Annotated in this window: 10 protein-coding genes; 3 read left to right on the top strand and 7 right to left on the bottom strand. The window is 48.7% G+C overall.

What is annotated here, in order from left to right; translation table 11 throughout:
- Nucleotides 1-12 precede the first annotated feature (12 nt).
- The 5 genes from KVT34_RS20165 to KVT34_RS20145 form a co-directional block, all read right to left on the bottom strand.
- Nucleotides 13-1020 (bottom strand): ABC transporter ATP-binding protein, encoded by a 1008-nt coding sequence (locus KVT34_RS20165; RefSeq protein ID WP_217560629.1) that lies wholly within the window; start codon nucleotides 1018-1020, stop codon nucleotides 13-15.
- 81 nt (nucleotides 1021-1101) lie between these two features.
- Nucleotides 1102-2190 carry an extracellular solute-binding protein gene (locus tag KVT34_RS20160; protein ID WP_217560628.1) on the bottom strand — a complete coding sequence of 363 codons (1089 nt, stop codon included), beginning with the start codon at nucleotides 2188-2190 and terminating at the stop codon, nucleotides 1102-1104.
- A gap of 74 nt (nucleotides 2191-2264) precedes the next feature.
- On the bottom strand, nucleotides 2265-3083 hold the full coding sequence (locus KVT34_RS20155; RefSeq protein WP_217560627.1) for an MBL fold metallo-hydrolase: 819 nt from the start codon (nucleotides 3081-3083) through the stop codon (nucleotides 2265-2267).
- Nucleotides 3084-3103: 20 nt separating this feature from the next.
- A complete protein-coding gene (locus KVT34_RS20150) occupies nucleotides 3104-4246 on the bottom strand; it encodes a GntR family transcriptional regulator (protein WP_217560625.1) in 1143 nt (380 codons plus the stop codon).
- Between the two features lie 380 nt (nucleotides 4247-4626).
- The gene (locus tag KVT34_RS20145; RefSeq protein WP_217560624.1) at nucleotides 4627-6186 is read right to left on the bottom strand and encodes an SAM-dependent methyltransferase; all 1560 of its coding nucleotides are present in this window, start codon (nucleotides 6184-6186) and stop codon (nucleotides 4627-4629) included.
- 402 nt (nucleotides 6187-6588) lie between these two features.
- Between KVT34_RS20145 and KVT34_RS20140 the strand changes: the two genes are divergently transcribed.
- Together KVT34_RS20140 and KVT34_RS20135 are read left to right on the top strand one after the other, a co-directional pair.
- Nucleotides 6589-6855 carry a pentapeptide repeat-containing protein gene (locus KVT34_RS20140; RefSeq protein ID WP_254635026.1) on the top strand — a complete coding sequence of 89 codons (267 nt, stop codon included), beginning with the start codon at nucleotides 6589-6591 and terminating at the stop codon, nucleotides 6853-6855.
- A gap of 172 nt (nucleotides 6856-7027) precedes the next feature.
- Entirely contained in the window at nucleotides 7028-7819 is a 792-nt protein-coding gene (locus KVT34_RS20135; protein ID WP_217560623.1) for an AIM24 family protein, read from the top strand.
- A gap of 151 nt (nucleotides 7820-7970) precedes the next feature.
- On the opposite strand, the gene KVT34_RS20130 is transcribed toward KVT34_RS20135, so the two are convergent.
- Complete coding sequence (locus KVT34_RS20130; RefSeq protein ID WP_217560622.1) at nucleotides 7971-11555, bottom strand: S-layer homology domain-containing protein; 3585 nt, start codon at nucleotides 11553-11555, stop codon at nucleotides 7971-7973.
- A 211-nt stretch (nucleotides 11556-11766) separates the two neighbouring features.
- Nucleotides 11767-12504 carry a class B sortase gene (srtB, locus tag KVT34_RS20125; protein ID WP_217560621.1) on the bottom strand — a complete coding sequence of 246 codons (738 nt, stop codon included), beginning with the start codon at nucleotides 12502-12504 and terminating at the stop codon, nucleotides 11767-11769.
- A 110-nt stretch (nucleotides 12505-12614) separates the two neighbouring features.
- On the opposite strand from srtB, the gene KVT34_RS32770 reads away from it, so the two are divergent.
- Nucleotides 12615-13130, top strand: coding sequence for a Cys-every-fifth RiPP peptide CefA (locus tag KVT34_RS32770; RefSeq protein WP_369016294.1), 516 nt, complete (start codon nucleotides 12615-12617; stop codon nucleotides 13128-13130).
- Nucleotides 13131-13364 lie beyond the last annotated feature (234 nt).

Raw genomic sequence — 13364 nt, 5'->3', positions numbered from 1 at the left:
TTCCTCCTTCCCTTAGTACTGCAGAATATCGCTGATACGGATATAAATATCAATATCGTCGCCGACTTTATCGGGAGCAAACCCGCTTTCTTTCTCGATGGTCTTGATGAGTCCCCCTCCGGCCACCTCTATTACATATTTGCTGTACAGCCCATAAAACTCCTGATCTACGATTTTGCCTTTCATTTGTACAGCTTCAGTACCGGGCAGGGGCAGCAAGCTCACTTTTTCGTTGCGGATATAGGCTATTTTGTTAGGGTCGATGCAATCCTTCAATCGGCTGTTTCGGATAATCAGCGGGTCGATTCTATTGATATCGCCTATAAAATTACATACAAACTCCGTTTTGGACTGATTGTATACTTCTTGAGGACTGCCGACTTGCTCGACGATTCCATTATTGAAGACAGCGATGCGATCCGACAATGTCAGTGCTTCTTCTTGATCGTGAGTAACATAGATCGTGGTGATCCCGAACTTCTTCTGAAGATTTTTTAACTCATTGCGCAATTGTACCCTCAGCTTGGCGTCCAAATTGGATAAAGGCTCATCCAGCGCCAGAATACTCGGCTTTAGGACCAGCGCTCTGGCAATCGCTACGCGCTGCTGCTGGCCGCCGGACAATTCCGACACCTTCTTAAAAAGCTGGTCTTCCTTCAGATCCACCTTCTGCGCAATGTCCCTCACTTCCCGGTCTATATCGGCCTTCGAAGCCTTTTTAACACGCATACCGAAAGCGAGATTATCATACACATTCATAGTCGGAAACAGGGCATAGCTCTGGAACACCATGCTGATCTCTCTTTTTTCGATAGGCACATGGGTAATGTCTCTGCCGTCCAGCATAATGTGTCCGCTCGTAGGTTTGATAAATCCGACCAGACTGCGCAGAATCGTTGTTTTTCCACACCCCGACGGTCCGAGAAAGGTAAAAAACTCGCCTTCTTTTATTTGCAGATTGAGGTTTTTGATGGCGTGGAAATGACCGAATTTAATTTGAATTTCATTAAATGTTATCATAGTTACCCCTATTCCCGTTTTCTTAAAGAATAACTGCATATTGGCCCCCCAATATGCAGTCTGTCGTTCATCCCGCTTTGCTTATTTCATGATCTGTAATTCAATTTTCTCTACCCATTTTCCGATGTTGCCGGCAATAAAGCCCCAGTCCATAGGCTGTGCTTTTAAATTGGAATATAAAGCCTTCACGGATTCATTAGCCTTTGCGGCAGCTTGGATGTTCGCAGGCATGGAATTGAATTTAGAGGCAAATTCCCCTTGGACTTCAGCAGTCCCTATCCACTCGACGAACCGTTCTGCCGTTGCTTTCTTCTTCGTGCCGTTAATGATAGCCGCATGTTCCACAATCATAGGCACGCCGATTTGCGGACTTACGATGCCTGCTTTCACTTTATACTGTTCTTCCTTCTTGCTTAGTGTGCCGGAAACCACCGCTCCAAGCGGCGTTTTACCGCTTGCCAGATTGGCATAGAAGTCTTCCCCTTCAACCGCTCTTACCCCGTTGTCAAACAATTGCTTAACTTCATTCCAGCCTTCTTTGGAAATGCCGAGTTCACCGTTCGGATCCTGATATCGGGTCAGAATTCCCGCGACTACGAGCTGCGGCGTAATTTGTCCCAGCAGGGTTGGAGCTTCATATTTACCCCTAAACGCTTGATCTTTATAGAGCTCCGTCCAATCCTTCGGTGCAGTCTCGGCTGTAAATTTATTCGGGTTGTAGCTAAGCAGAATAGCCTGCTTCACTAGTCCGTGATAAAAGCCCTCCGGGTCGTTTAAGCCCGGCTCCACATCTCCAGCCCATTTCGGAACATACTTGGACAGGACATTTTCTTTCTTCAAATTTTCATAAAGCATGTTGTTCAAACCGAACACAACGTCCGCGATCGGATTGTTCTTCTCGGCAATCAGCCGGTTGGTTAAGTTGGCACCGCCTGCTCCGACAAGCTCAATCTCAAAGCCGGCGCTTTTCGCTTTGTCGACCAGCCATTCGCCGCGGCCATCCGAATTCGCATTTGTATAAACAATCAGCTTTTCATTCTTGACCTGTGCAGAAGACGACGTATTGGATGGGGCAGTCCCATCCGCATTCCCGTTGTTATTGCCGCCGCAAGCAGTTACCGCAAGACACAGGATCGTCAGTAAAGATGCACTTACCATTTTTTTGAACATTCTGATTCACACTCCCTATTCATGTAGGTGGAATTTTATAAATCCATGATAATTCGTAAACCGCATCCGTACGGTTAGATGTGGAGGATCATTCCGTCATGGGCCACCACAACCCCCGCGGGTTTGAATATGTTTTCAAATTCATCGTGAAGCAGCTTGGAATTATGGCTGAAGTGCGTGACGATGATGCGTCCTTCTTCTTTTAAAATCTGCTCGTTCCGAAACTCACGCTGGGCCTCCAGTACCGTCTCGATACACATATGATTGCGATCGCGGGATTTCCCGGTGTATCCGTGAGTGCAGTCGAGTATGGCACCATCCAGATTTCTTCCCTTCAACCACGCCCACGTAGCTTCCGGAAACCAGCCCGAATCGTGCCCGTACAGCAGGCTTTTGCCCTCCTTCTCGATCACGTACAACAAGCATGTTTCCATCTTGTCATGGTCCGCCAGCAGGGGGGTAACCCTCGCATCGCCTACCGATATCGTCTCAAACGGACGGAGGAGATGAAAGGCAAACCGTTCCCCTTCAAATCGGCCGATGGCAGCACGCGTATGATGCATCACGGCATCGTTTCCGTAAATATGCAGCGGATACGGAAGGTTGTGAGCGATTCCCGCTCTGCGGCATTCCAAGTCATAAGCGTTATAATGATCCGAGTGCGTATGGGTGACAAGCAGGTGCTCGATTGCGCCCAAATCAATGTTGTCGCGAAGCGCCTGCATATAAGAATCGGGGCCATAGTCGAATTTGATTACATCGTCAATGATGGCCGAGCTTCGTGTACGGATGTTTTTTCCTCCAAGCTCCCGTGCTTTGAGGCAATACTCACAGCGGCAAAATGCATTCGGAAAGCCCTCTGCGGCCGCGGTTCCCAGAAAATGAATTTTCATATAAACTCCTTCTGTCAATCCTAAAGAACGGATTTCCTCTCTACGATCGTCGTTTGAATTTTGATGGTAATTTGTTTCTCAAGAGAATGCTTAACTCTCTTCATAAGAAGATTAAATGCCGATTGGGCAAGCTGCTCGGTATCCTGTCTGACCGTTGTAAGAGGAATCGGGGTTAATGCCGATAATTGGATATCGGAGAACCCGACAATAGAAAGCTTGTCAGGGACAAGAATTCCCATACGTAAAGCTGTATATAAGGTTGAAATGGCAACATGGTCATCTCCGCACATAACCGCTGTCATCTGCGGATTTTCATGAATAAACCGTTCCTGTTCCGGGTCCCCCTCGTTAATATGGCTCGGATTGCAAGGAACGCTTTTGAAATGAATAGATTGGTTTTTGACTGGAATCGCATGATCAAGCAACGCCTGGATATAACCTTGATACCGCTCTTCCCGGCTTGTGATATTATCTAGCGAATTCGACGTGTATCCGATTTCCCTGTGCCCCTTCTCGATCAGATACTTAGTCATTTGGTAAGAACCCAGATAATGATCGTGATACACGCAATCAATCTGAACCTCATGAAAAATCCGGTCGATAATAACAATTGGAAATTGCATCAATTTTAACCTCAGCACTTGGTCACTGCACGTCTTGCGCCCTTGAGGAAACAAAACGATGCCGCTTATTCCCCCATCCACAAGCCTCTGCAGGCAGCGATCCTCATCCTCTTTATTCCGGCTGATTTTCAGAATAAGATCGCAGTCGTGCTTTCGTGCTTCGTTCTCGGCTGCTGCAATGATTCTTGATGTGTAGTCAGATAGATGGGGCACGATGAGAGCAATCTGATTACTTTTCTTCTTTTCTATTGGAAGCGCTTTCTTTTCTGTTGATAGCAGTCCGCTTTCAGGCACTCCGTCCTGTTTTCCGGAAAGGAAGGTCCCTCTTCTCGGCAAACGGTACACCAGGCCCTTCTCAGCCAACTGTTCCAGCGCCAGCTTACTCGTCATCCGGCTTACGCCGAACAGCTTCGCGAGCTCTCCTTCTGAAGGGACGGGATCATGCGGCTGAAGCCTGCGGCTCTGGATAATCTCCAGGACCTTATCGGCAATTTGCAGATACAGCAGATTCGGTTTCTTTGTCGCCTGTACATTCTTCATCTAAGGTTTTTACTGGCCGGTAACTTCTTTCTGTCGGCATATTTATCCATAGGTGTCGGACATTCCCCTTCCTGAGTTATTGGTGATCTAAAATGAGCTTACTTAATGTCACTGACATATTCAATGACATACGTATTAAAAATATGTAAATAGAGCATTTTTCATTAGAATTCCTTGAAAGATCGACGATTCCTATATCAGTGAAACCCATATTTTCATAATCTAACATTTTGCAAAAACGGCTCTTAGGCATACAGAAGGGCCGTCCCCACCCGTCACTTCAAATGACAGGAGGACAGCCCTCTCTTGGTACAGTCAACCTTGTTTTTTCCAGTTACTAGTTACTACAGCCAACCGTTTGCCAGACCTTTTTTACTACTTTACTCGGGTTCATCAAAATGGCTGATCAGCGCCAACGCCTCTTCATGATCAGGCTCAAGCTCTAACAATTTTCGTGTGTAACTCAATGCATCTTCAACTAACTCCAGCTCGAAACAACATATGGCGAGACAATAAAACACGGTTGACACGACCTCGTCTTGTTCTTCCTCTACCGAAATTTCCAAATACCGTTTGGAGTGTTCGTACATGTCCATCTCAAACAGGATCAATCCGGCATCGAGCGCCAGATCGTAACGCTGCTCCATGACGTAGTAGGAGGACCACATCAGCTCTATGCCTCTCAACAAATCCTGCTTTTCTTCATCGTTCGCGTCCGGTAACAGACTGGAAATCCGCTTCGTGCTTTGAATGAAAAATTCCGCGTCATATCCGCCCAAACGCCAAAAGCTTAAGATTTGCTCCAGCCTCATGCTGTCCAGATTCCGATCTACCCAACCCTTCATACTAAAAAACTCATCCGGACCGAAGCGTTCGATGCATCGGCGATAAGCCAATCTCATACTCGGATAGTCCTTCGGTTTGTCCAAATGGAGGATACAACCGACATTTATATTTTTGTAATGGTGGGGAGGAAATAACGCCTCGGCTCCTCTTTGTTCAAAAACATGTACGAACGCATGGTAGTTGGCCGTTAAAGAAAAACTTCCATGCAAGACCAACTCCGGCGGTTCCGCGAATTTCCAATTATCCAGCAGGTGATCTCCTTTGTCCGCCGTTATCAATAGGAAACCGGCCTGAGATAATGAATTCAACCGCTCTAAACAAGTTAACCCGGCGGCTGGAAATAAAATATGGGAGTCTTCCAGCTGCTCCTGGTAAAGGGAGATGACATCGCGGTAAGGATAGGTTTCTTGTTCATACTCAGGCGCCCGCCGATGCTCATAGTGCAAAGTGATTTGATTCAACCATTCCGACGGTTTAAGGGAATCCTTATGTTCGGGATACTCGACATCAACATCCGCTTCATAAATTTGTCCCTCACTCACATAAATCAGCTCTTGCGGGATGCCGTCAAAAAAGTAGTTGGCCACAATGATTACCGGTTGTTTTAAATCTCCTTCACTAACGGTTGTACCCGCTACAACGAGGTTCAATACCGTATCATGGACAGCGTCAAATTGCGCAAAATCGAGTAAACCCTCGGCAATGAAAGTTTGCAAGGCGGGATGTTCCTTCCAAGCCATCACATTGCTCATCGCCAAATCCGTCATGATATAGCGGAACCCGGGCAGCGGTATTCCCGCGTAGTCTCTCATCTGACACAACTCATGCAGCACATGGTAGGCGAAACGTCCGGCTCCGGCACCAAGCTCTACAATGGTAACCGGCTCCGAACCATATCCCTTACTCGCGCGGTCTTGAAGCAGCCCAAAGATCATTTCCGCATAAGCGGCGGCGATCATCGGATTACTCGTTATGTACTGAGGAACCTGGTCATTGTTCCAAGCCTTCGTCCCCAATTCTTCGTAATATTTCCGCTGGATATTCCATATAGGCGCTTCACTGAAGCGGTAACGCTCTTTCTTATTATCTGTCATTTCATCGATCCTGCTCTCTCGAAGTCATTATTACCTCTACTTATATAACTTACATCAATAAGTCCTTTTTTTATACACCTTGTATCAAAACCTTGTACATTCCCCGCATATTCTTCCGGCTTCTCCGCCGCCGCTGTTTATTTAGAGCAGCGCTCACCGTGTTGTCTGTAACGTTATTTTTGCCTTCCAGGATTTAGGTTGCTATTAACCGAACTTATAAAAAAAGACTGAAACTCGCAGTATTCTTACGCAGCCAAACTTCACCGGTGAAACAGGAGGTTGTCATTTTGAACAAAAAGCCATTCATTACAAGGTGGGACGACGAGCAGCTCGCTGAAGCCAACCGGTCATTGGCCGCCGTTACAAGCTGAATAATGCCAGAATCAGCGAACGATTTGAGGATTGCGATTTTACGGAAGCAATTTAAGCAAAGCCATAGCAAACGACGTAGCGTTCATACGATGCCGTTTTTCCGATGTTAATTTTCGCGGCGCCATGTTTATGCATGGCCGGTTTGAGGAATGCAGCTTCGAAGGGGCTGTTTTTCATAACGGTTCGTTAGCCGGAAGCCGTTTTACGGGAGAGACCGGCCTGCTTCCGGTTTGGGGAAATACGATACCGGATGGCGTTAAGATCAATGGGGAGAGATTGGTTTTAACCCCTGACTAAGGGTGTTTCTATCTCGCTTCAAGAGAAAACTATTTCGCCGTCGTTACTGTCGGACCCAAAAGGGCATTTAACCAAAAAACAAGGAAGAGGATTTTTATTGTCGAATACCTATGTATATTGGCAATATTTGTACATATTTAAGATAATAACTCGCCCAGGGGGACTAATTACTATGGCTTACACGATTAATAATCTTAAAGATAACGACAATGTTGTGATTAAGGAACAGCTTGGTGGATTTACGGTGATCGAGTATAAAGAAGATCTGAGCAATACAACAATGACGGAAGCACAAAATAACTTCTTTATGAGCAAAAGCAATATGCGCAATAAGCAGCTTATGGTCGAACTAAACAATAGTGAGATTATGTTGAGCGCAGGGGCTATGCAGTATATGATTGGTAATATTGAATTAACCACAGGCATCAAAGGTGTCGGAGGTTTGATGAGAAACCTAGTATCTAGTGCAGTGACCGGAACCAGTGCAGTAAAACCTCTTTATAAAGGGACCGGTACGATTTTAACGGAAACCACTTATAAATACCTGTGGTTAATTGATGTGGACAACGATCATATTGTGATGGAAGATGGCATGTTCTTAGCATGCGAAACCACGCTCGAATTAGCCGTTACTGCGCGTAAGAATCTTTCCTCTGCCGCACTCGGCGGAGAAGGCCTTTTTAATTTAAGCGCAAAAGGGAAAGGTATTCTTGCACTGGAAGCGCCGATTCCAACCGAAGAAGCTGTTGTCATCGAGCTGGAGAATGATGTGCTGAAGGTCGATGGAAGCTTTGCGTTAATGTGGTCGAATTCACTAGACTTCACCGTAGAGAAATCCGGAAAAACCAAAATGGGATCTTTAGCTACAGGAGAGGGACTCGTCAATGTTTATCGAGGAACAGGAATGGTATGGCTAGCTCCGCTCCGCTCCCTTCCATACAAAGTGGGTCCTAATCCCTCCTAATACAGCTTCAGGGCTGGAAGCCGGCAATGAATTGTTAATAGTTAGACTATCATTTATACGGCTTGCATGCAGCGCAATTTTATTAAGTTATGCTGGCGCAAAAAATAAGCTCCCCCGAAATTAATTACGGGGAAGCTTATTTCTCGATCACTTATATTTTAAGGTGTTTCAGTAGAGACAGAATCGTGGTCGCCGATTCGGCTCTCGTAGCTGTTGCCATCGGTTCAAACTCATTGTTGTCCCTTCCCTGAATGAGTCCCGCTTTAGCCGCCGCCGCGACATAAGGGGCTCCCCATGAAGGAATCTTATCCGCATCCGAAAACGTAGGCTCGGCTTTCGGATCTACGGCGATCTTGGAAGCGCGAACGATTAACGTTACCAGTTCCAGCCGGGACAACGATTGATTCGGCCGAAGCGTATTGTCGGAAAATCCGTCAATCAGCCCTGCGCTTACAGCCTGAGAGACGTACGACTGCGCCCAATCCGGAACCAAATCCGCATCCGTAAAAGTGAGGCTGGCTCCCGCCCCTTTCAACCGCAGCGCTTTGACAAGCATCGAGACCATCTCAACACGGTTAATCTGCTTGTCCGGCTTGAACGAGCCATCCTCGTACCCCGCGATAAATCCTTTCTCAACCGCTTGGGTAATAACGGAATAGGCCCAGTGGTCTTTAATATCCGTTAACTCTACTTGCGGCTTAGGTGCTATTTCTCCCCCGCCTGTATTGGGATTGCCGTTATTTCCGCTGTTACCGGTGTTGCCGGTGTTACCGTTGTTGCTGCCGCTATTGCCATTGCTGCTGCCACTACCGCTGTTGCCGTTACCGGCGCCGCCGGTGTTTCCGTTATCGCTGTTATTGCCACCGCCGCCGCTGCCCCCACCGTCACCGCCATTACCGCCACCGCTATTGCCATAAGCGGCGATAACTTCATCCGAGCTGTTCTTGCCGCTCACGGCCTTAATAGCAAACCGGTATGTCTTGGACGGGTCAAGATTAGCCAACGCATACGTCGCGGAGCCTCCGGCAGGAACAACTCTTGCGTTCCAATTTGCTCCCATCTGATCGTTCTTCTCATAGATCCGGTAAGCCTCCGGTTCCGGCCCGCCCTGCGGAGCATTCCATGTCAGCGTGGATTGCCCGTTCTGAATGGTACTCATACGGGCGTCTCTAACCGGATTAGGTTTAGCGTCCGTTTTCTGAATACTGAATTGATCGTACAGATCCGTCGATCCCTTCTCCGTCGTCGTATACACTTGGAACGACATCGAATTATCCTCCACCGTTATACCGGTGAACATTTCTTTGCCGGGCTGTCCGTACTTGGCCGCAAAAGGAAACGGCCCCGCTTTTGGCGTATAGCGCTTATCTCCCGCCGCATTGCTCACCAGATACAGTGTTCCTTTCGGATTGATAATTTGGTTATTCTCGTTGGTCGACGTCTTCTCCGGCACATTATCAAACATCGGATACGTTCTCGTATAGGTATGGTCATGACCGCTGAGCACGACGTCGATACCCAATTCGTCGAACAGAGCCGTCAGCTTTTTACGGAAGAAAAGGACATCGCTATCGTTCGTATGATTCGCTACGGAGTACGGCGATTTATGGAACATGACGATTTTCCACTTTTTGTCCGTTTTGGCCGCTTCCGCCCGCAACCACTCTTCCTGTTTCTTGTAGACGGTATCGATGCCCTTGGCTTCGTTGTACTCCGTATTCATCACCATAAAATGAGCGGGACCGTAATCGAACGCGTACACCGATCCGTCCGGTTTCGCTTCTGTGTTTGAAGTGTTCGGCACATTGAAATGATAGGTGAAATTATTGTTTGCCTTGCTCTCATGATTGCCGAGCGCCGGTACGATCGGCAGCTTGGAGAAAATCTCCTTCGGCTGGTTCAGCAGCCACATCCATTGGTTCTCGATGTCCCCGTTGTCGACGAGATCACCGGTGATGGTTACGAACTTGGAGGCCGGGAACTTGCCGAGGGCTTCCTCTAAAGTATGCTTCCAAGTGACGTATTCGCTTTCCGTCGTCCCTTGAGGGTCCGTCGTATACAGGAACGTAAACGCATTTCCGGCCCCTCCCGTAGTAAAGCTCCGAATGTCGCTCCAGTGACCGTCTTGTCCGTCACCGATCCGGTAGCTGTAATCCGTTCCCGCCTTGAGACCGGTCGCCGTAACCTTATGGCTGGCATAAGTCGTGAACTTGCCCGAGTTCTTGTCCGAACTGGACTGATAGACGCTGACCGGCAAGGCCGTACCTTCGAACGTGCGTGCGTCACCGGCCGGGAATGTGCCATTGACCACTTTAGCCGATTCGGCCACCTCCAGCTTAGTCCCCGTTATGCTTGGGTCCGTATACCAGCCGAAACCTTGGGAAGTTTTCGGATCGCCGTTAAACGTTAGGGCGATAGCGGTCGGAACGACGGGGCCTTTAATTCCCCCTCCGCCGGAAGGCGTCTCATCCGGATTCGCGACGAGTTTCATATCCCAGTAAAGGTCCGAACTGCTGTCGCTGCGTTGATGAACTTCCGCCGCCAACACATTGATTCCGTTATGCAGCACACCGTTTAACGCGGACGTCAGATCCACCGTTTCAGTGGCAGGTTCGTTGATCGTGGTGGAGCTGAGCGTCTGGAAGTTGGGCTCGCCCTCCGGCATATTAAACCGGTACACTTCCTTGCCGTTGACATAGAGAACCGCCCCGTCATCCATACCGAACGTGCCTGCGATTTTTTTATAATCCACAAGGTTCTTCACATCTATCGTCGTGCGGAAATAAGAAGTCCGATACTTCATGCTGGCGTTATTCCCGTAGCTGATCGGCTGCTTAACGCTGCCGAATGCGTCGGTCGCCTTCCCTGCGGGATAACCGAAAGGTCCGGCTTGCACGCTCCAGGAGGAGTCGGCGAATTGCTCTCCCCTCCAAGCGGTTGCCTGATCGGTACCGTTATCGAGATATTTCCATGCCGCGTTCGGAGGCAGCAATACGATGTTTTTACCGTCGGCAGCCCCCGTTCCCGGGCCATTGCCCGTACCGCAGCTGCCGCTTTGCTTGAGCGCCGCCGTCAGCTCCATGTCGAAATACAAATCGGAGCTGGAATCGGTCGAGTTGTGAATCTCGGCGGTAATCACGTTATCGCCGTTTTTTAATGCCGCCTTGAGATTGACGCTTAAATCTTCCTTGTATACGACCGGATCGGTCTTATTCGAAGTCGCATACGTCGTGTACGTCGCTTCCGTTACGGACATTCCCGCGCGGTAAACTTCGATTCCGTTCGCATAAAGAACAATGCCGTCGTCGACTCCCAGCGTTGCTTTGTACGATTCGTAAGCGCCGGTGTCGCTGATCGGAACGGTTTTACTGAAATACGTCGTAATGTGTTTTTTCTTATCGTTACCGCCAAAGCTAAGCACGGTCGAGACCTTGCCGAAATCCGTTTGAGGGGCCACGTCCCCCGTGGTTACGCCGCCCGTCACCTTATAACCGAACGGAGCCGCACCCGCCTTCCAATTTGAAAAGTCAAAAGAGCCCTTCATCGCATATCCGTAGTCGAGACCTTCATCGCTGTAGCTCCAGAAAGAGCCTTTATCGATCAATTTCACGGACGCCGCATCCGATACCGAATTTTCACCGGCAGCGCTTACGACAATACCGCTTAAAAATGTTTGCAACACGACCATAATCGTTAAAAAGATGGCTAAGCTTTTCTTTAAACCTTTGATTGACATAAGCAAGTAATCGCCCCATCCGCAGTGTAATAGGACTATTGTAGGGATAGATTGTTATAGCAAATCTAGTAATATGTCAGTGGATTGTTAAATCAAGCCATTTGTTTTAATCCCCTAAATATCCAGAGGAGAAGTTAAATTTATTCAAAAAAACACGTCCTCCAAGGGAGAACGTATTATAAAGCGGCTTGACTCCGTATTGCAACAATCGTCATTTACGTTTTCGGGCGACCACCGCCAACCGACCGTTTTCGGTCGAATACTCACAAGTAGACAATACAATAAGCTTGTCACCATACCGGGGTGTTACGCCCGTGTCGTAAAGAGCGAGTTTTTGGATATTCTGAACATACGAATCGAAATCGGCTGGCGTACTTACCTTCTCAATCTGGTAATACTTAAAAACGTCGTCCGATTTGCGGTAAACCTTTGACAGAATAACAGCGACAATCTCATACTCTTCCTTTTCGGTAAGCGTACTAAACTGGAATACAGCATGCTCCTTATAAAAGCTTTCTTGCTTATACTTCATCAAGTCTTTGAACATCCAGCCGCTTTTCATGTGGTGTCCGTGAACAAGCAAAATGTCCGAGCCGTTAATCCGGCTGTGAGCATCCAAAAAGGGGAGTCCGCTTTTGCTTTTCTTTTTATCGAAATCGTGATCGAGATAGTACTGCGCATCCTGTTGATTCTGCATGACTGGATACTCGATCCGGGTGCCGTCAATCTTCAGCCAGCCGACGATGTCCGGGTTTCTCTCATAAAGCTCTTGAAATTCGGAATTCGTCTTCGTGGTCAAAGGGGAAGGGACTGCTCCCCGAACTTTTATCAACTCTTCGATCTTCTGTTGCTCAGCATAATCCCGAAGGAAAGTTCTCGCAATCTCACCAAGAGAGAATACCAACAGAAGGATGGAAACGGCGATAAGAACTTTTTTAGTTTTACTCATTTCTTACCGCCTTTCCGGTTACTGGATATGCTTCTTCTGCTTGCTTTGGCGCAGACAAAGTCCGATCGTAATTAAGGACATCAGCGCCAAAGCCATATAGAGGATTGGTGATGGGCTGTTATCCCCTGTTTTCGGGGTATCATCCAGCTCGTTATCGCCGGTATGGGCTCCTCCGCTGCCAGCTCCGTAGTCACCGTTGCCGATCCTGCCATTGTCTTTGCCGGGCTCAGGCTTGCCTGGCACAGGCTTGCCAGGTTCGGGCTCGCCGGGCTCGGGCTTGCCGGGCTCGGGCTTGCCGGGCTCAGGCTTGCCGGGCTCAGGTTCGCCAGGCTCAGGCTTGCTGGGCTCGGGCTTGCCAGGTTCGGGCTTGCCGGGCTCAGGCTTGCCGGGCTCGGGCTTGCCGGGCTCGGGCTTGCCGGGCTCAGGCTCGCCGGGTTCAGGCTCGCCAGGTTCAGGCTTGCCAGGTTCAGGCTTGCCAGGTTCAGGCTTGCCAGGTTCAGGCTTGCCAGGTTCGGTTCCCGGGTTCGAGGGTTCTGGTCCAGGGGTGCCGCCACCGCCATCACCGCCCGAACTTGCCGGCTTCAGCTGTACATCATGGCGTACGATGTCGCTTCCGACCGAGATAGTCAGGCTTTTGTGCGTCTCATATCCGGCTTTCGTTACAACCAGATAGTAATCCGTGTCTGGGAACACCATGTACGCATATGCACCGTTTGCGTCACTGTTCTGACTTGGGCTGGTGTTATTATTGGGCGCAAAGCCCGGAATTTCAGGAAGCGTTACTTTCGTGCCGGGCACGATGCCGTTCGCCTTGTTCTTCGGCGTATCCGCGAAGTACAACGTCACTTCGGCGCCTTCAA

Origin of the sequence: Paenibacillus sp. GbtcB18 (assembly GCF_019091125.1) — a bacterium.
Classification (GTDB): Bacteria; Bacillota; Bacilli; order Paenibacillales; family NBRC-103111; genus Paenibacillus_F; species Paenibacillus_F chitinolyticus.
This window is presented reverse-complemented; position numbering and strand designations above follow the sequence as displayed.